We start from the raw sequence: 19,526 nt of genomic DNA on the forward strand, positions 1-19,526 counted from the left end.
ACTGACGAGCTTCTTTTTACTTGAATAAAGATTTAACAAAATCAATGATACTAGAGAAGAAATCTTTTACTTTATCTAGGAAACTTTGCCCTTCTTCAGATCCTAAGAAGGCAGACACATGGTCTTTTGCTTTATCTAATTGGCTACCAACTTGGTTCCAATCGATATTAAGATTTTTCATTTTATCAAATAACGATACTAAGTTATCCAACTGTTCATCTGTTAATGTAATGCCAAGTTGATCAGCAATTTTTTTAATTAATGAACGTAAATCTTCAGTTGTTTTTGGCTGTTCTTTTGCAATTTCTTCTTTAATTTTTACAACAAGTTGAACTGCTTTGTCTTCACCGATTTTATCACCAAGTTTTGCTGTTTGTACCATTTCTTCATTGGCTACTTTTTTAACATCTTCTGGAATTTCCTTGTTCGATGTTGTTTCATAGGCCTTCATTAAACCTGTTAAAGCAGCAGTTCCGGAAACTTTAAATGGTGCAGTAATTTGAATCTCTGCATCTTTCACACCTGCTGTAATAAGTGCATTTGTGTACATTGCATCTGTTATCGAATTAATGTTTTTTGAGCGTACAATGAGACCTGACCCTGGTTTTGTGTATGTAATCATAGAAGAGGAAATTGCTCTTGTACCAATTTGTGCTTTTGGAACAATTCCTTCTAGAAATTTATGTTCTTCCGCATTAGACACAGTGATGATTGTAGCATCTTTTGGTGCTTTCATTTCTTTTAACAGCTCTTGTTTTTGTTGTTCAGATAAGTTTTCTCCTAGTGTAACAATTGATTCTCCCTCAATGATGTCTGCAAATGAAGCTGTTGGCATAATAAATACGGCTACAGCTAATAGCAGAGCTAGTAATTTCGCTTTCACGAAAAATCGCTCCCTTTCTCTTTCTGAAATTTTCGGGCAACACAGTTATTATAGTATATTTTAAAAATTTGTCACCTAGCTTTTTCCACATTTCGAAAAAGAAGTATGCAGATTGTCGGATTCTTTTTGTTTCTCGTCATGAATATGGTAATATAGTGCTGAGATAGTTGAAAGGAGACATATACATATGAAAACTTTAGGATACATATTAATGGAAAATGGCGAAAAAATCGATTTAGAATTTTACCCAGAAGAGGCACCAAAAACAGTAGAAAACTTTAAGAAATTAGCAGAGCAAGGATTTTATGACGGTGTGACATTCCACCGCGTTATTCCTGGCTTCGTAAGCCAAGGTGGAGACCCAACAGGCACAGGTGCAGGTGGCCCAGGTTACTCTATTCCATGTGAGACTGATGGAAATCCTCGTAGACACCTTGTTGGATCACTTTCTATGGCACATGCTGGTCGTAATACAGGTGGTAGCCAATTTTTTGTTGTTCATGAGCCACAACCGCATTTAGATGGCGTACATACTGTATTCGGTAAAGCAACAAGCGGTATTGAAACGGTATTAAACATGCGTCAAGGCGATGTAATGAAAGAAGTTAAAGTTTGGGAAGAATAAGTTGTGAGAAAAAGAGAGCGATTTTGCTCTCTTTTTTTATTTCCTATAAACAGGAATTGGTATATATTTTAAAGTATATGACACAAATAGGACGGCTACTAACGTTAAATTATATTGTTCATGAGAACACACTTTTAACAAAACACATAGGATGGAGTACGAATTATATGCTTCAATGAATGGATTTCTCTTAACATATTGCTTTTGGTAGAACTACTTTGTTCAAAAGTGGTTAATAAGTGAAATGTGATGAGAAAGGGATTCTCCTTTTAGTTCCTATACAGTATTGTCTCTTTTTTGAGCGGTGTAATAGAAAGAAATAGCGTGGAAACATATATTTGACTTTCTTCTTAACGCTTTGTATGATTATCAAGTTGTTTCAGCCTCTTCTCACTCTGGTAAAAATATTGTAGAATGAATGTGATATGAAAAGAGTGATTGATGGGATAAATAGTTTGTAACTTTTGTAAGAAGGGATAAGGGTTATGTTAATTCGTTTTAAAAAAAGTTATGAAAAAATTGCAATGGGGCTTCTTTCATTTATGCCAACTGAAAAAGATGTAAAAACATTACAATTGACAATGAAAGAATATGAAGCGAAAGAGGATTGGCAATTGTATTTGTGGAAACAAAATGAAGATTTTGTTGGGATAATGGGGATTATAAAAAAAGAAGATCAGGTATTGGAAATTCAGCATTTGAGCGTGAATCCGTCTCACCGTCATATGGGGATTGGGACGAAGATGGTTCAAGGGCTTAAGAGTAAATTTCTTGAGTTTACAATTTGCGGAAATGAGCAAACAGCAAGTTTTTGCAAAAAGTGTAAAGAGCTTGAACAAAATATACATTCATGAAAGCAGGGATAAGTAGTTTATTATCTCTGCTTTCTTTTTTGTAGTTGTTCGTGTCGTTCAGAAATGACTTCTGTTCGATCGCGCAATGTGTGCTTATTTATGATGTATTCACCAGGAATGAAATTCACATCTTTCCAAGAGAGGTTTTGTTTCTTACATAACTGTATGCATTGTTTTTCTAACGATGCGTCTAATAATGGTAAAAATAACGGCACGAAAAATTCCTTTTTGTGGATAGATTGTAACCTTTCATTTAATAAGAATATAAGTTGTTTATGATCTATTCCTAATTGATGTAAAGATGTACTGTTCTTTTCTAAAAGTGCTATTGCGCTTTTTATCATCTTCTCTGCACCATTCCAGTTGGATCGTCTGTGATGGTATAAGGAAACAGCAATTTGAATGAGACCGACTAAGTAAGTGTCGCGTTCTCCTCTAGGTTTTAATTTCCAATACTCTTCTAATATTTCATGACATTCAAAATAATCACAGTCTCCGTGAAAATGAATTAAAAATTGTATGTACTCGGTAGGATACATTTTTTTCGCTCCTGTCTAACGGTTATATGTACAGTTTATCATAGAAATATTAACAATAAGCGACTAGGGAAGTATCCCTAGTCGCTTTATTGCGTCCTATTAGCAGAAGCAAGCTGCTCCTACAATAATTAGTAAAATGAACAGTACAACAAGTAATGCGAACCCACCGCTAAAACCACAATCAACGTGACCCATAGTTTTTTGACCTCCTACATTGTTCTTACTACATTGTTATCATATGAAGCGGTGGGCATTATGACATGGGCATAGGTCTATTTTTAATTAAATTTCTTAAAAAGGTTGGATAGAACATGAGTATGCTCTATACTTATGGTGTTATAGAAAAAATGTGGTGGGATGCTTTGTGCAGTATAATTTTAAAGTAGAGGCTTTTGAAGGGCCTTTAGATCTATTGTTACACTTAATACATCGTTACGAAATCGATATATATAATATTCCTGTAGCGGAAATTACAGAGCAATATCTATCTTATGTCCATACGATGAAAGAATTACAATTAGATGTTGCCAGTGAGTATTTAGTAATGGCTGCAACGTTATTACAAATTAAAAGTAAAATGTTGTTACCGAAACAAGAAGAAGATGTACCTGATAACGGTGAAGACTTTATAGATGACCCTCGTCAAGAATTGATGGAGAGGTTAATTGAATATAAGAAATATAAGCAAGTTGCTACTGAGTTAAAAGAAAGAGAACAAGAAAGAGCACAGCTATATACACGTCCGCCAATTGATTTTACATCATTTCAACAAGAAGAGGAGACAAGCTTACCTCTTGATGTTACGTTATATGATATGTTAGCGGCATTTCAAAAGCTAATGCGTCGTAAAAAAGCAAAGACCCCCGTAACAACGCGAATTACTCGCCAAGAAATACCAATTGCACAGCGAATGACTGATATTCTACAACAGTTAGAAGTAAGAGGCGGTCGTCAAAGTTTTTATGATTTGTTTGCTGATGAAGAACGTGAAATAATGGTTGTAACATTTTTAGCGGTTCTTGAGCTAATGAAAAATCAACAAATCATAATTGAGCAAGAACATAATTTTGATGAAATTTTCGTATCAAGCTCTAATAAATCCGTATAGAGCCAGCAAGTGAAGATGGGATAGAAATATTTTATCTTATGTTAGGTTTTAATGTATCGTTTGGAACGAGAGAAGAAATATTGAACCGAACGCATTTACTGTGATTCGGTTTTTTTATGTGTATTTTTTATGGGAAATAGGAGGAAGGAGTTCGTAAAATGGATAGAAAAGAACAAAAAGCGATTATTGAAGGGATTTTATTTGTTGCAGGTGACGAAGGGATTTATCCGGAACAGATAGCTAAAGTTCTGGAAGTTGAAGTGGAAGAAGTAATAAACAGTATAGAGGAAATGCAAAAAGAAGGTGAAGGATCGAATCGCGGTCTGCAAATTGTGCAATATGCAAAAATGTATCGTTTTGCAACAAAGAAAGAACATGCTGCATACTATCAAAAATTAATAGATACCCCAACAACGGCGTCACTGTCTCAAGCAGCTCTTGAAACGTTGGCAATCGTTGCGTACCGTCAGCCGATTACAAGGACAGAAATGGAAGAGATTCGAGGCGTGAAAACAGACAAGGCATTACAAACGTTAGTTTCACACTTACTTATAAAAGAAACGGGAAGGGCGGAAGGACCAGGGCGCCCTATTTTATACGGAACGACGAAAGAGTTTTTAGATACGTTTGGATTGAAAACGTTAGATGATTTACCACCTCTTTCGGAAGAAAATGAACAAATGAATGAAGCAGATTTATTTTTTGGCTCTTTACAGGAATTATCAAAATAAAAGCTTAGCATTTTGCTAAGCTTTTTTTGTATATCAATTACAGAGCGTGCCATACTAAATGAAAAAAGGAGACGAGCTATGAAGGGTGTACGGAGTATTCTATTGTTGGTTTCTGTTTTATTATGTTTTTCGTTAAACAGCGCATCGGCTAAAAGATATATGATGTCTATTCATACTACGTCTTCTATACATATGCAGCGGCAACATTTCGGTAAAATGAAAGTGAGTTTTTTAAAAGTTGGACAAGGTGATGCGACACTTATTACATTGCCAAATGGTCAAACGATGTTAATAGATGGGGGCCCTTATGAAGCGGGAGAGGTTATTATTCAAAAACTAATTGAAAAAGGAATTAATCATTTAGATGTGATTGTAAGTACTCATCCTGATATGGACCATATAGGGGGGCTTATTCCAATTGTAGAACAAATGCCAGTTTCACTCGTATTAGATAGTGGGAAAACATATAGTTCATTTACTTATCATACGTATCGGAATAACATTAAAAAAAGAGGCATTCCTTTCATTTCAGTGAAGGAAGGACAATACATACCGCTAGATCCACATGTTTCTATACAAGTATTGAACAATGGTAAATCAAAAGACGAGAATAACGAGTCCTCAATTGTGTTAAAGATTCGATATGGTAAAGCGGACTTTTTATTAATGGGTGATGCTGATATCCGGACGGAAAATGAAATATTAAAGCAATTTGATGTACATGCAGATGTATTAAAAGTTGGGCATCATGGCTCGTATACTTCAACGAGTGAAACATTCTTAAAAAAAGTAGATCCACAATTCGCTATTCTTTCGTACGGGAGTAGAAATCCGTATGGGCATCCTCATCAAAGTGTAGTAAGACGATTAAAACAGCGTGGTATAATGATATACGGAACAAACAAGCGAACTGTAGAAATAGAAACAGATGGTGAACATATTACTATGGGGGCAAGCGGTCTTATGCCATTACTTAAGTAACTAATTATATAAGAGGGTATTATCCATTTTGGAAAAAATGGATAATATATATTATAATGAAAAAGAAATCAATTTCCTTTTTTCGCTGAACGAAGAGGAAATTTCATTAGAATGTATAGACAACTACTTGTGTGTATATTAAGATGGGATTAGGCGAATAAGGTAATAATAATAAGTAGGTATTTCATGGGAAAGGATCGATGAAAATGAAAACGCAAGTTGTCATCAATGCCAAAATTTATACAGGTAAAGAAGTAGTGGAAAACGGATTTATTCGTTACGCAGAAACAGTTAAAGAAATTGGTTTGATGGCTCAATATGTATCACAAGAAAATGAAACTGTGTTAGATGCGGCAGGAAAGATTGTGATTCCAGGTATGATTGATGTTCATATTCATGGTGGATACGATATTGATGCGATGGATGCAAATAGCGATGGATTAGTAACTCTTGGTAAAGAAATGTTAAAAGAAGGAGTTACAACTTACTTCCCAACAACAATGACACAAGCTCCAGAAGCGATTGAAGCGGCGCTACTTGCTGCGAAGGAAGCGAAAGATAAAGGAGCACATTTCGAATATATTCACTTAGAAGGACCATATGTTTCAAAAAAACGTGCGGGTGCACAACCACTTGAACATATTGTACCTGCGAGTATCGAGCAATTTAAACAATGGCAGGAAGCAAGCGGTAATCTAATTAAATTAGTAACATATGCACCGGAAGAAGAAGGTGCGTTAGAGTTTGAACAGTATCTTGCTGAAACAGGTGTTGTTGGCACAATGGGGCATACAGATGCGATTGATGCACAACTGAAAAATAGAAAAATTACACATGCAACACATTTATATAACCAAATGCGTGGATTACATCATCGTGAACCAGGAGTTGTTGGTCATGTGTTATTAAATCCAGATGTAATGGTTGAAGTAATTACAGATGGTATTCACATTCACCCTGATATGGTGAAATTAGCGTATAAATTAAAAGGGCCGAAAAAAGTAAGTGTCATTACAGATGCAATGCGTGCAAAAGGTCTTGAAGAAGGATTATATGAGCTTGGTGGACAGCCAGTACATGTAAAAGATGGCAGTGCCCGATTAGAAGATGGAACGTTAGCTGGTAGTATTTTGAAAATGGATCAAGCTTTCCGAAATGTAATTGAATTTACAGGATGTTCAATCGAGGATGCAGTGTTGATGACATCAGTTAATCAAGCGGAAGAGTTTGGATTAAATAATAAAGGCGCGTTAGCGGCAGGGAAAGATGCAGACTTTGTTGTTATGACTGAAGAATTACATGTATATGATACGGTTCGTTTAGGAATTCATATGAAGGAAGGGAAGTAATAAGATGAATATTCTTGTTGTAAAAACTCCAGAAGAATTAGCAGAAGCAGGTTATAAGTTAATTAAAGAGATTGTAAAATTAAAAGAAAATCCAACTTTAGGAATGGCTACAGGAAGCTCTCCATTAGGTATTTATGCAGAAATGCGAAAAAATAAACTTGATACAAGTCATACAACCACTGTAAACTTAGATGAGTACGTAAATTTACCACACGAAGATAAAAACAGCTATCACTATTTCATGCAAGAACAGTTGTTTGATCATCTTCCATTTAAACAAACTTATGTACCGAATGGGATGGCAAGTGATTTAGAGGAAGAGTGCAAGCGTTATGAAGGCATTCTAGTAGCTAACCCAGTTGACTTACAGATTCTTGGAATCGGTGAAAACGGTCACATCGGATTTAATGAGCCAGGAACACCATTTAATTCTCCAACTAACATTGTAGAATTAACAGAATCTACGCGCCAAGCAAACCTTCGCTTCTTTGAAAATGAAGAAGATGTGCCGACTCATGCGATTACAATGGGAATTGGAAGTATTATGAAAGCAAAACAAATTCTACTTGTTGCTATGGGATCTAAAAAGGCAGAAGCTATTAAAGAGTTATTGCAAGGTGAATATAGTGAGGCGTGTCCTGCTACAGTTTTACAACGTCATCCGAATGTAACCGTAATCGCAGATCCAGAAGCTCTATCTTTATGCAGTGAGGCGATTGCTGATGAACATCGACAAGTATTCACCATTTCCGATCTATTATCAGATTCAAGAGTGGGTGAAACAGCTAATTGAGGAAGGCGAATGGAAGCCGGGAGATAAAATTCCATCTGAGAATGAACTTTGTGATAAGTTCGAAGTGAGTCGTATGACAATCAGACAGGCGATTAATAACTTAGTGGAACAAGGTTATTTATACCGGAAACGTGGGATTGGAACGTTCGTCCAACTTCCGAAAGTGGAGCAAAAGTTGCAAGGAATGACGGGATTCACAGAAGATATGATTTCTCGTGGTATGAAACCGAGCAGCCAGTTATTAAGTTTCCGCCTAGTTCCAGCTACTGCTAAAATAGCAGACCGGCTGAGAATACAAGAGGGAGAATCGGTTTATGAAGTGAGGCGTACGCGCTTAGCTGATGACGAACCGATTGCATTTGAGACGACATATTTGTCGCCAACTCTTGTGAAAGATATTAACGAAGAAATATTGCAACAATCTTTATATGAACATTTAGAGAAAAAACTGGGCTTTAAGCTTGTTCGCGCTACTCAATCAATTGAAGCTTCAATTGCAACGGATAATGAAGCTGAACATCTGCATATTCCTAAAAAGGCGCCTGTACTTGTAATGCGTCAATGGTCATATTCAGAAGGTGAGTTACCGTTAGAGTATGTGAAATGTATTTATCGTGGAGATCGTTACAAGTTTATTACGAACATCGCACGTAACAAGTAATATATTTCAGTTTGTGAAGTACAGTGAACTTTGATGTTTTCAACATGTAAAGAAATAAAAACACGACTCATCCTTATAAGGATCGAGTCGTATTTTTATTTGCTTCTTCATTATAAACAAGTACTTGGTTAACGGCATCTTTGACAGCATCTACTACATAGTGAGCGTGCTCTTTTACCGCGTCATCAGCTTGAGACATAGCAAAACTATGAGGAGTTAAAGAAAACATTGGAATATCATTGTAAGAATCCCCTATGCACGCAACCTCCTCTGGTTGTATTTGAAACTCTTGTAATAAAACAGAAATAGCAGAACCTTTACTAATATTTGGTGGCATTACATCTAAACATTGTTCAGCTGAAATGAAAGTACTAACTTTTCCATGGAATTTTTCATCAATCTTTTTTTGAAGGAGTTGTAAGTTTTCCTTTGTTCCACCGATAGAAATTTTATTTGGAAAAATTGTATCATCGATTTTCTGTAATAAATTTGGTTCTTCAACAGAAGTCATTGTTATTTGTTTTTCGAGTTCATGAATAAAAGGTGTCTTTTCTTCAATATAGTAATTATGCTCATCACTTACATAACGGAAATAAGGGTCTTCATTTGTCATTGATAACAAATCAGGTAGAATACTGGAATCGAATGTTGCAGATAATAGTTGTTTATTTTCTTGTGTATATACGAAAACACCGTTCACACTAATGCGATGGAAATTTGTATTTACAGCCTTCATTAAGTCTGCGATTTCATTATCAAGTCGCCCGGAAGCGAAACAAAGAATAACATTTTGCTCAGCAAGACTGCGAAGTGCTACAATATCTTGTTCATCAATTAGACCTCCATGTTGCATCATTGTACCGTCGATATCACTTACAAACATTTTAATCATGTTGCTATCTCCTTTCTATGTACAGTTGCTCTTACATTATACGCATCATATACAAACATGTCTAAAAAATGAATTTTTATCAAATGGTAGATGTTTTACATTGACGACAAAGAAGAATATTCTGTAACATAAAAGTAGGGTATTTAAGTACGAGGGTGGTGTTATATGAGTAATTATCTAGAAATTAAAAAAGTTTTAAATAATAATGTCATCATTGCTAGCCATCCTGAACACGAGGAAGTAGTAGTGATCGGTAAAGGAATTGGATTTGGAAAAAAGGCTGAAGATGTGTTGGAGCAAGAACAAATTGAGAAAATGTTTGTTTTGAAAAATGAACGTGATCGAGAACAATACAAACTTTTAGTGCCACATGTGAGTGAAAAGCTAATTGAATTGATGAATGATATTATGTTATACATTCAAGAAAAAGCGGAGTCTCCATTAAATGAACATATTCATATCGCTTTAACAGATCATATTTCTTTTGCAATTAAAAGGCTAAAACAAGGACTTACAATAGATAATCCTTTTTTAGTTGAAACGAAAATGCTATATCCAGAGGAATATGAAATTGCTGAAGGAGTTGTGCAACTTTTAAATTCTCGTTTGCAAATTACATTGCCAGAAGGAGAAGTTGGCTTTATCGCACTCCATATTTACAGCTCGCTTACAAACTCTGATTTATCTTCTGTTAATCAAAATTCCCGTCTTATTGCACAACTTGTTTCTTTAATTGAGATAAGCCTACAAATTACATTAGACCAAGAAAGCATTCATTATTTACGCCTTATTCGTCATTTGCAATATGCTATTGAACGGGTGAAAAAAGGAGAAAAAGTAGAAGAAGCACAAAGTTTTGCTGATTTATTAAAGGCAGAATATCCAGTCTGTTATAACTTAGCTTGGAAGCTAGTTAAGGTAATGCAAAAAGAATTACAACTTCCTGTTTATGAAGCAGAGAGTATTTATTTAACGATGCATTTACAACGATTAGTGAAAGCAGAACATGTGTAAAAAGACATATATTTTTGTCTAAAATGAAAACGTTAAAAAAAATGATTGAATCGCTTACAATAGTTATGTATAATAACTATTGCAAAGTTATACAAAATTCGACAAACAAATTAAGGTAAATAACGAAAACGTTTGCTTTAATTATAGTGAACTTATACGTAATCCTATTTTTGACACGTGTTACTGATTCGATCAGGCATGAGTGGAGAAAAGCTGGGAATGTAAGCTAAAGAAAGGGACATACTACCCTTTGTATAGCTATCGTTCTATCTTTTTTTTCCTCATGCCTTTTTGGCGTTTGTCGAAAAGTATCAATATAGATAAGAGAGGAAGGGTTTCCATGTTTAAGAAGATCTTTGGTGTTCTTCAAAAAGTCGGAAAAGCGCTTATGCTTCCAGTAGCGATTTTACCGGCAGCAGGTATTTTACTTGGATTTGGTAATGCATTTCAAAATCCACAACTAACAAATGTTATTCCTGCTTTAAAAGCAGATTGGTTCGTAATGGTTGCAAAAATTATGGAACAATCTGGTGATATTATTTTCGCTAACCTTGCGCTATTATTCGCAGTTGGGGTAGCAATCGGTTTAGCTGGTGGAGACGGAGTAGCTGGTTTAGCAGCGTTCGTCGGCTACTTAATTATGAACAAAACGATGAGTGTGTTCTTAGAAGTAGATAAACTAGTGAAAGTAACAAGCACTGGAACAGATCCAGTGAAAATTGGATTTTCAGATCCAGCATATGCAAACGTATTAGGAATTCCAACGCTGCAAACAGGAGTGTTTGGTGGTATTATCGTCGGGATAGTAGCGGCATATTGTTATAATAAATACTTCAACATTGAATTACCATCATACTTAGGTTTCTTTGCAGGTAAGCGTTTCGTACCGATCGCAACTGCAACATTCTCTTTAGTAGTAGGTATTATCATGTGCTTCATTTGGCCATACATTCAGGGTGGCTTAAATACGTTCTCACATCAAATGATTGATGCAAATAGAACGATAGCAGCATTTATATTCGGTTTAATCGAACGTTCATTAATTCCATTTGGATTACATCATATTTTCTATTCACCGTTCTGGTTCGAATTCGGTCAGTATACAAATGCAGCTGGCGAATTAATCCGTGGTGACCAAAAAATCTTTATGGCACAGTTAAAAGACGGCGTAGAATTAACAGCTGGTACATTTACAACTGGTAAGTATCCGTTCATGATGTTCGGTCTTCCAGCAGCAGCTTTAGCAATGTACCATGAAGCACGTCCAGAAAATAAAAAATTAGCAGCTGGTATTTTAGGATCTGCTGCATTAACATCTTTCTTAACAGGTATTACAGAACCGCTTGAATTTTCATTCTTATTCGTAGCACCAGTATTATTCGGAATTCATGCAGTATTCGCTGGTCTATCATTTATGACAATGCAAATTTTAGGTGTTAAAATTGGTATGACATTCTCTGGTGGTTTAATTGACTTCATATTATTCGGTGTACTACCAGGTCGTACGGCATGGTGGTGGGTAATTATTGTTGGTCTTGTACTAGCAGTTATTTACTACTTCGGATTCCGTTTCGCAATCCGTAAATGGAACTTAAAAACACCTGGTCGTGAAGTAGCAAATGCTAATGAAGGCGCAGGGAAAACAGAAGCAGGAGAACTTCCACGTGAAGTATTAGTAGCACTTGGTGGTAAAGAAAACATTGCTTCGTTAGATGCTTGTATTACTCGTTTACGCGTTCAAGTTAACGAACAAAAAAATGTAAATAAAGACCGCTTAAAAGAGCTTGGAGCAGCCGGTGTACTTGAAGTTGGAAATAACATTCAAGCTATTTTCGGACCGAAATCTGACACATTAAAATCACAAATTCATGATATTATGTCAGGTCGTACACCTCATGTTGAAAAAGAAGCGCCTGTAAAAGCGGAAGAAGCTCCTCAACAGGTTGATGAAAATGAAACAATCGTTTCACCAATTGAAGGAAAAATCTTACCGATTACAGAAGTACCTGACCAAGTATTCTCAGGAAAAATGATGGGAGATGGATTTGCGATTGAGCCAACAGAAGGAACAGTAGTTTCTCCGGTTAATGGTGAGATTGTAAATGTATTCCCTACAAAACATGCGATTGGTATTCAGTCTGAAGGCGGAAAAGAAATTTTAATCCACTTCGGTATTGATACTGTAAAATTAAATGGTGAAGGCTTTGAAGCGCTTGTAGCACAAGGTGATAAAGTGAAGCAAGGACAACCATTATTAAAAGTAGATCTTGCATTTGTAAAAGAAAATGCACCATCTATTATTACACCAATCGTCTTTACGAATTTACAACAAGGGCAACAAGTCGAATTGAAAAAAGATGGAAATGTTAAGAAGGGCGAAAACGCTATTATTGACATTCAGTAGGAATTTGACGCAAAATGTTTATAATTATAATAGGCGATGTGGTTGACCGAACATCGCCTATTATATACAATAGATGATGTAGTACTCACGTCTATACAACTAAAAAAATACTGTATTTAAAGGAGATAAATTATCATGGAAAAAATCTTTAAAGTAACTAGCGACTCAGGAATTCATGCTCGTCCAGCAACTCTACTTGTAAACACTGCAAGCAAATTTGGTTCTGACATTAACTTAGAGTATAACGGAAAAAACGTTAACTTAAAATCAATCATGGGTGTTATGTCTTTAGGAATTCAACAAGGCGCGGAAATTAAGGTCACTGCAAATGGTGATGATGCAGCTCAAGCACTAGCAGCTATCGAAGAAACTATGAAAAACGAAGGATTAGGAGAATAATGACTCTTAATATCCAAGGGATCGCTGCATCAAGTGGGATTGCTATTGCAAAGGCTTTCAGACTTGAGAATCCTGAATTTAACATTGAAAAGAAATCAATTACAGACGAAGCTGCTGAAATTGCACGCTTAGACGCTGCGCTTGAGAAAGCAAAATCTGAACTAGAAGCTATTAAGGACCATGCTTTTGCTGAGCTAGGTGCTGATAAAGCTGCTATCTTTGAAGCGCATTTATTAGTATTAAATGATCCAGAATTAGTAAATCCAGTAAAAGATAAAGTAAATGGCGAAAAAGTAAATGCTGAATTTGCAATGGATGAAGTTGCATCAATGTTTATTTCTATGTTTGAAAACATGGATAACGAATACATGAAAGAACGTGCTGCGGATATTCGCGACGTAACAAAACGTGTTCTTGCACATTTACTAGGAATTAACTTCTCAAATCCTGGTACAATTTCTGAAGAAGTAATCATCATTGCTGAAGATTTAACACCATCTGATACAGCTCAGTTAAACCGTGAGTATGCAAAAGGTTTCACAACTGATATCGGTGGACGTACATCTCACTCTGCAATTATGGCTCGTTCTATGGAAATTCCAGCTGTTGTTGGTACGAAAGTTGTTATGGAGAAAATCCAAAACGGCGATATCGTAATCATTGACGGTTTAGATGGAGAAGTAATTGTAAACCCATCTGAAGAAACTCTTCGTTCTTTTGAAGAAAAGAAAGCGAAATTTGAAGAGCAAAAAGCTGTATGGGCAAAATTAAAAGACCAAGCAACTGTAACAAGTGATGGACATCACGTTGAGCTTGTTGCTAATATCGGAACACCAAATGATGTACAAGGTATTATCGATAATGGCGGAGAAGGTGTTGGTTTATATCGTACAGAATTCTTATACATGGGCCGTGACAATCTTCCAACAGAAGAAGAGCAGTTCGAAGCGTATAAAGCAGTTCTTGAAGGTGTAAAAGAAGATCAACCAGTCGTTGTTCGTACACTTGACATCGGTGGAGATAAAGAGCTTCCATACTTACATTTACCAAAAGAAATGAACCCATTCTTAGGATACCGTGCAATTCGCTTATGTCTTGATGAGCAAGATGTGTTCCGTACACAACTTCGTGCATTACTTCGTGCTAGCGTATACGGTAACTTAAAAATTATGTTCCCAATGATTGCAACTCTTGATGAGTTCCGTCAAGCGAAAGCAATCTTATTAGAAGAGAAAGAAAGACTTGTTCAAGCGGATACAACTATTTCTGATTCTATTGAAGTTGGTATGATGGTTGAAATTCCAGCTTCAGCAGTATTAGCAGATCAGTTCGCAAAAGAAGTTGATTTCTTCTCTATCGGAACAAATGACTTAATCCAATACACAATGGCTGCAGACCGTATGAACGAACGTGTAGCTTACTTATACCAACCGTATAACCCATCTATTTTACGTCTTGTAAAAATGGTTATCGATGCTGCTCATAAAGAGGGCAAATGGGCTGGTATGTGTGGTGAGATGGCGGGAGATTCACTTGCTATCCCATTATTATTAGGCTTAGGTTTAGATGAGTTCAGTATGAGTGCAACATCTATTCTTCCTGCAAGAACACAACTAAGCAAGTTGTCAAAAGCAGAAATGGAAACATTAGCAGAAAAAGCATTAACAATGTCAACTGCTGAAGAAGTTGTTGAATTAGTTAAAAGCATATAATAGTAAAAAAACCTGAGACGATTCGAAATCGATCTCAGGTTTTTTCTATGAGAAAAGTAAATCTTATTTTGCGGCTATTGAGGATAAAGAACAGAATTAGATAGCGATTGCAACGATATCAGTTGGGCATACACGTAAAATACCAGTAAAACGATTTTGATTCTGATTGTTCTTATCGTCGTTATTGTTATTTTTGTCATCTTTGTCATTACGAGCTAAAGCAGAGAAAAGAGCAACACCGTTAGCGAAACCTTCAAAAATTAAATTACGGAATGATCCGTCGCCTCTAATGCTTAAAAGGGAAATTTCTGTTCCCACTGAAATGCTAGCAAGTACGTTACATACAGCAGTTCGTTGTGGTCTAACTTCTTCTCTCTCTTTTTCGCGATGTTCGCGATGGTCACACTCTCTTTCACGATGATGACAGTCTCTAAAGTTATCACAGCATCCAAATGATCCAAACATAATCCTCATCACCCCCTTCACACTTATAATCTATGTAAGTTTGGCAGTCGGTGACTGGACAGATAATGGAAATTTTTCTAGGGGATTTTCTCATTTTAAATGACTAGATGGGTGTTTAGTATGGAATGATGTTTAAAATAGGGGAAATATCACAAAAAAATGTAAAGACCACCGAAATGAATGAAATAGGTAGCCTTTACACTTTTTTGCTTTTATATAAAACGATGATATATACAGGAAGAGCTAAGAGTAGTGGTGCAATGGATCGTGCAGTATGTTTTTCTGCTTCTAATTGTAACGCTTCTTCTTTAGGGAATTGTAACACTGATATGTTTGCAGCATCGCCAATAAAATATAGCAGCAGTACAGTTACTATGTAACTTAAAAGTGCGATAAAGCTTCCGTATGAACTCAATGAAAATCCCTCTCTTGTTATCTATTTGTTATCATTGTATCACAATTGTAACAAAAATACACGGTTATATTTCGATACTTTAACAAATTTCGACACAAAACGCCATATTTGTTTATGGGGATAGCATGAAAATTACGATTTCTCTATGTATAGATGTCGAATAATACATTGTAATATTACGGATGTGTGACAGAATATAAAAAAACGAAGGTAATGAAATTACCTTCGTTTTTATTATTTCGCCCATTCACTTACTTGTTCTACGCTCATGCGTGGTGCAGGGTGACCTTTTAAAGTTGATTCACCAATTGTAATAAGCATAATTGGTACGTAACGCGATGAAACATTAAATTCTTCCATTAGTGCTTGTGGGTTGAAACCACCAATTGCGCAAGTATCCCAGCCAGTTGCTTTAGCAGCAAGCATAAGTTGCATTGCTGCTAAAGCAGCATTTGAAAAGGCAGCATCTCGTGGGTATTGCTCACGAGTATATGCAGATTCAATGTTTTTAGCTAAGCGTTCTTTAGCTTCTTCTTTCATAAATCCTTGTTCTACAATTGGACCGTAAACAGGTTCAACATTTTTATATGCTTCTAAATCACCTAAAATAGCGACTACGGCAGAAGCATCGAGAATTTGTTGTTGGTTATAAGCAATTGGATGTAATCGTTTTTGTACATCTTCGCCTTGGAAAACAAGGAATTTCCAGTGTTGCAGGTTCCAAGCAGAAGGTGCTTGAGCAGCTGCTTTTAAAATTTCGTGTAATTCTGTAGATGAAATTTCTTTTTCGGGGTTGAATGCACGTGTAGATGTGCGTTCATATAAAACGTTAAAAAAGTCACTGTTTGTCATTATATATCCTCCAAATTACATAGCAGCTTAATTTAAAATACATGTAATATATTCTACTTACATTTTGTAAGTTATTGAATTTAAGAATATAATAACTTTATTTTAATTGTCAAGTTTTAAGTGCTAAGGAGGGCATTCATACAAACGATACAATTCCTACAATCATACACTAAAAAAGGAATTTATTGAGTAAAAAGGCGAAGATAACATTCTCAATTAGCTTGTTAATATGTATCCCTCACTAATCGAATTTTTTTGAGAACAATCTTTTATAAAATGATTGTGAGGAATTCAGTAAAACAAGATATATGAAGTGAGTGAAGACTAGTGATGAACATACTACATTTTTTATTAGAGAATACTGTTTTCCAAAATGTATTACAAGATCTTCAGTTGAATGTCCTTTATATAGAAGATGGATGTACACATCAACAAACGATAGAAAATGTCCATCCAAAATGTATGTTTATAGCAAATAGTTTTGAAGAAGGAGAAATATTGTTTCATCGAACTAGACCGCATATTGTAATTATGTATGTAACAGATTTTGCTCAAATAAAATATATAAAGAATATATATGATTCGCGGAGTACATTCATTATCATTTGGGATCAACAGATAAACAATGAGTTTGCAGATTTACTAATGTTAGGAATACGTAATATTGTTATAGCACCAGTAACCCCACAAGTGGTACTAGAGGAAGTGAATAAGAGTTTATATCAACTTTCTTTAGTGCGGCAAGTAGGTTTACAACAAGAATTGCTTCAAACGATGTTTGATTTTCAAAATGATTTATTATTTATAGTAGAAGATGATGAGATTGTTGATTGTAATACGAATTTTTTACAATTCTTCGGATATGATAATTTATTTACGTATCGCGAACAACATTTAGTGTTTGCAGAACATCTTATTAGAGAGAACGGATATTATTCGACGACTCACGATATAACATGGTTGGATGATACTTTATCAAATGGAAGAAGAATTAAAATGTACAATCATGAAGGAGAAGCATTGACTTTTCTATTACGTGCGATACCATTACCAGAAGACTTATCGCGATTTATAGTAAAATGCACAGAGATTACAGAATTAGATGAAATCTATCAAGAGCAAGAAAGACTTGCAATGATAGATTCATTGACAGAAATATATAATCGTTTGAAATTCCAACAAATATTGGAGAAAGAGTGGGAGAATGTAATACGTAACGATGAAAAAATAGCACTTATTTTGTTTGATATAGATAATTTTAAATCAGTAAATGACACATATGGTCATGATTTTGGCGATTTAGCATTAGTACAGCTTGCAGATCTTATGAAATCTAAAGTTGAAAATCAACATATATTTGCAAGGTGGGGAGGAGAGGAATTTATAATATTAGTGACAAATACGGTAGAAAAAGAAGCGTTTCAAGTTGCGGAGTCATTACGATTTTTTATTGAAACAAAGCAATTCTCTGGAATTTCAAAGTTAACAGCGAGTTTTGGAGTTGCGTTACATGAGAATGGGATTACTAAAGAAGAATTAATGCAAAGAGCGGATATTGCATTATATGAAGCAAAAAAAAATGGGAAAAATCAAGTATGTATATATAGGAAAGAAAAAATGTGATTTTTCGCAACAAATTGTTGCGATTTTTTTTTATTACCTGATAATAGAATATGGGGGACCATTTTAAATGAAGTAACGACGGAGGAACAATATGATAAAAAAAATAATGGCTATGGTTTCACTGTCTGCTGTAGTTTGCGGCGGAGTATACTATTTTCTCTATAGTCCAGATCCAAAGGAACAAGCAGTATTAACAACAAAGGTAACGCCTGCTATTGAGTCAGAGGTACAAGATAATATAGAAGAAGTACAAAAAATTGATTATGCTAGTATATCTCAAAAGTTAGATCAGTATTTAGTAGGAAAGCAATTTAATGGGACAGTTTTGGTGACAGATAAAGAGCATGTTATATTGAATAAAGGATATGGATATGCTGATGTTCAAAATAAAATAGAAAATACACCTCAAACAAAATATCGTATCGGTTCTATTACGAAAACAGTTGTTGCTACATCCATTCTACAGTTACAAGAACAAGGGAAGTTAAATATCCAAGATAATGTAAATAAATACATTCCTTCATTTCCAGCAGATAAAAACATCACGTTATATCACTTATTAACGCATACATCTGGTTTACCGGAAAATGGGAAAGGAAAGGTTAATGTAGCTTCACGTATAAATTTAATAAATTGGATTGGAAGTCAAAAGTTAGATTTTCCACCAGGAACAGGTTGGAAGTATACGGATTATAATTATATGGTGCTCGCTTATATTATAGAAAATATAACGAAAAAGCCTTTAGGAGATTATATAAAAGAAAATATATTTACAAAGGCAGAGATGCATGAATCAGGTATGGGAAATATGGTGCCTGGAGATAAAAACTTCACGAAGGGTTATGTGAAGAAAGATCAAGAACTTGTACCAGCGCAAAAATTAGGGATGGACTGGTTATATGGCTCTGGTGAGATGTATACGACAGTAGGAGATATGAAGAAATTAGATGAAGCGATTATAAATGGCAAGCTTCTTTCTGAACAAAGTATACAAGCGATGTTTACACCTTCACAAGAAAGAAAATATGCATTTAGCTTTTACATATATCCTGATTTTTTCCATAACCATGGTGTACTATCTGGTTGGAATACGTTTAATAATTTCAATAAAGAAAAAGGAACGTTTGTTATTTTATTTTCAAATGTGAAGAATGGTTTGGATGATGATTTTAATAAGGAATTTCGGAAGATGGTAAATGATTTATTAGAACAAAGGGGATGAGAAG

Annotated in this window: 21 protein-coding genes; 14 read left to right on the forward strand and 7 right to left on the reverse strand. The window is 35.2% G+C overall.

Going from position 1 to position 19,526, the window contains the following annotated elements; all coding sequences use genetic code 11:
• Positions 1-16: 16 nt before the first annotated feature.
• Positions 17-883: a DUF1002 domain-containing protein gene (locus JTF23_RS06630; RefSeq protein ID WP_002160617.1), complete on the reverse strand. Its 867-nt coding sequence runs from the start codon at positions 881-883 to the stop codon at positions 17-19.
• 187 nt (positions 884-1,070) lie between these two features.
• On the opposite strand from JTF23_RS06630, the gene JTF23_RS06635 reads away from it, so the two are divergent.
• Both JTF23_RS06635 and ribT read left to right on the forward strand, forming a co-directional pair.
• Positions 1,071-1,508, forward strand: coding sequence for a peptidylprolyl isomerase (locus JTF23_RS06635; protein WP_002160618.1), 438 nt, complete (start codon positions 1,071-1,073; stop codon positions 1,506-1,508).
• A 485-nt stretch (positions 1,509-1,993) separates the two neighbouring features.
• Positions 1,994-2,362 (forward strand): GNAT family N-acetyltransferase RibT, encoded by a 369-nt coding sequence (ribT, locus tag JTF23_RS06640; protein WP_002160619.1) that lies wholly within the window; start codon positions 1,994-1,996, stop codon positions 2,360-2,362.
• Positions 2,363-2,382: 20 nt separating this feature from the next.
• Here the strand turns inward: ribT and JTF23_RS06645 are convergent, their stop codons facing one another.
• Together JTF23_RS06645 and JTF23_RS06650 are read right to left on the reverse strand one after the other, a co-directional pair.
• Positions 2,383-2,901 (reverse strand): DUF309 domain-containing protein, encoded by a 519-nt coding sequence (locus JTF23_RS06645; protein WP_204208324.1) that lies wholly within the window; start codon positions 2,899-2,901, stop codon positions 2,383-2,385.
• A gap of 99 nt (positions 2,902-3,000) precedes the next feature.
• Positions 3,001-3,096, reverse strand: coding sequence for a YjcZ family sporulation protein (locus JTF23_RS06650; RefSeq protein ID WP_000510194.1), 96 nt, complete (start codon positions 3,094-3,096; stop codon positions 3,001-3,003).
• A 169-nt stretch (positions 3,097-3,265) separates the two neighbouring features.
• On the opposite strand from JTF23_RS06650, the gene JTF23_RS06655 reads away from it, so the two are divergent.
• The 6 genes from JTF23_RS06655 (at position 3,266) to phnF (ending at position 8,524) form a co-directional block, all read left to right on the forward strand.
• On the forward strand, positions 3,266-4,009 hold the full coding sequence (locus JTF23_RS06655; RefSeq protein ID WP_002145923.1) for a segregation/condensation protein A: 744 nt from the start codon (positions 3,266-3,268) through the stop codon (positions 4,007-4,009).
• 158 nt (positions 4,010-4,167) lie between these two features.
• Positions 4,168-4,740 (forward strand): SMC-Scp complex subunit ScpB, encoded by a 573-nt coding sequence (gene scpB / locus JTF23_RS06660; RefSeq protein WP_002160621.1) that lies wholly within the window; start codon positions 4,168-4,170, stop codon positions 4,738-4,740.
• Positions 4,741-4,818: 78 nt separating this feature from the next.
• The gene (locus JTF23_RS06665; protein WP_002145925.1) at positions 4,819-5,721 is read left to right on the forward strand and encodes a ComEC/Rec2 family competence protein; all 903 of its coding nucleotides are present in this window, start codon (positions 4,819-4,821) and stop codon (positions 5,719-5,721) included.
• Between the two features lie 206 nt (positions 5,722-5,927).
• Positions 5,928-7,070: an N-acetylglucosamine-6-phosphate deacetylase gene (gene nagA / locus JTF23_RS06670; protein ID WP_002160622.1), complete on the forward strand. Its 1,143-nt coding sequence runs from the start codon at positions 5,928-5,930 to the stop codon at positions 7,068-7,070.
• Between the two features lie 4 nt (positions 7,071-7,074).
• Positions 7,075-7,863, forward strand: a complete 789-nt coding sequence (nagB, locus tag JTF23_RS06675) for a glucosamine-6-phosphate deaminase (RefSeq protein WP_204208325.1) — start codon at positions 7,075-7,077, stop codon at positions 7,861-7,863.
• Positions 7,793-8,524, forward strand: a complete 732-nt coding sequence (phnF, locus tag JTF23_RS06680) for a phosphonate metabolism transcriptional regulator PhnF (protein WP_078172874.1) — start codon at positions 7,793-7,795, stop codon at positions 8,522-8,524. The genes nagB and phnF overlap by 71 nt, the downstream gene beginning before the upstream one ends.
• A 73-nt stretch (positions 8,525-8,597) precedes the next feature.
• Here the strand turns inward: phnF and JTF23_RS06685 are convergent, their stop codons facing one another.
• Positions 8,598-9,416, reverse strand: coding sequence for a Cof-type HAD-IIB family hydrolase (locus tag JTF23_RS06685; protein WP_002160624.1), 819 nt, complete (start codon positions 9,414-9,416; stop codon positions 8,598-8,600).
• Positions 9,417-9,581: 165 nt separating this feature from the next.
• Between JTF23_RS06685 and glcT the strand changes: the two genes are divergently transcribed.
• The 4 genes from glcT (at position 9,582) to ptsP (ending at position 14,945) form a co-directional block, all read left to right on the forward strand.
• Positions 9,582-10,430, forward strand: a complete 849-nt coding sequence (gene glcT, locus JTF23_RS06690) for a glucose PTS transporter transcription antiterminator GlcT (RefSeq protein WP_002160625.1) — start codon at positions 9,582-9,584, stop codon at positions 10,428-10,430.
• Between the two features lie 340 nt (positions 10,431-10,770).
• Positions 10,771-12,834, forward strand: coding sequence for a PTS glucose transporter subunit IIABC (gene ptsG / locus JTF23_RS06695; RefSeq protein ID WP_002111599.1), 2,064 nt, complete (start codon positions 10,771-10,773; stop codon positions 12,832-12,834).
• Positions 12,835-12,969: 135 nt separating this feature from the next.
• Positions 12,970-13,233, forward strand: a complete 264-nt coding sequence (ptsH, locus tag JTF23_RS06700) for a phosphocarrier protein HPr (RefSeq protein WP_002033915.1) — start codon at positions 12,970-12,972, stop codon at positions 13,231-13,233.
• Positions 13,233-14,945 (forward strand): phosphoenolpyruvate--protein phosphotransferase, encoded by a 1,713-nt coding sequence (gene ptsP / locus JTF23_RS06705; protein WP_204208326.1) that lies wholly within the window; start codon positions 13,233-13,235, stop codon positions 14,943-14,945. The genes ptsH and ptsP overlap by 1 nt, the downstream gene beginning before the upstream one ends.
• Before the next feature lie 96 nt (positions 14,946-15,041).
• Here the strand turns inward: ptsP and JTF23_RS06710 are convergent, their stop codons facing one another.
• The 3 genes from JTF23_RS06710 to JTF23_RS06720 form a co-directional block, all read right to left on the reverse strand.
• Entirely contained in the window at positions 15,042-15,410 is a 369-nt protein-coding gene (locus JTF23_RS06710; RefSeq protein WP_204208327.1) for a DUF3915 family protein, read from the reverse strand.
• A gap of 196 nt (positions 15,411-15,606) precedes the next feature.
• Positions 15,607-15,825 carry a hypothetical protein gene (locus JTF23_RS06715; protein ID WP_002088422.1) on the reverse strand — a complete coding sequence of 73 codons (219 nt, stop codon included), beginning with the start codon at positions 15,823-15,825 and terminating at the stop codon, positions 15,607-15,609.
• A 234-nt stretch (positions 15,826-16,059) separates the two neighbouring features.
• A complete protein-coding gene (locus JTF23_RS06720) occupies positions 16,060-16,677 on the reverse strand; it encodes a nitroreductase family protein (protein WP_002145933.1) in 618 nt (205 codons plus the stop codon).
• Between the two features lie 330 nt (positions 16,678-17,007).
• On the opposite strand from JTF23_RS06720, the gene JTF23_RS06725 reads away from it, so the two are divergent.
• Positions 17,008-18,300, forward strand: a complete 1,293-nt coding sequence (locus JTF23_RS06725) for a GGDEF domain-containing protein (protein ID WP_002160630.1) — start codon at positions 17,008-17,010, stop codon at positions 18,298-18,300.
• 91 nt (positions 18,301-18,391) lie between these two features.
• Positions 18,392-19,522: a serine hydrolase domain-containing protein gene (locus JTF23_RS06730; protein ID WP_002160631.1), complete on the forward strand. Its 1,131-nt coding sequence runs from the start codon at positions 18,392-18,394 to the stop codon at positions 19,520-19,522.
• Positions 19,523-19,526 lie beyond the last annotated feature (4 nt).

Source organism: Bacillus sp. RIT 809 (genome assembly GCF_016892495.1).
In the GTDB taxonomy this organism is placed as follows: Bacteria; Bacillota; Bacilli; order Bacillales; family Bacillaceae_G; genus Bacillus_A; species Bacillus_A cereus_U.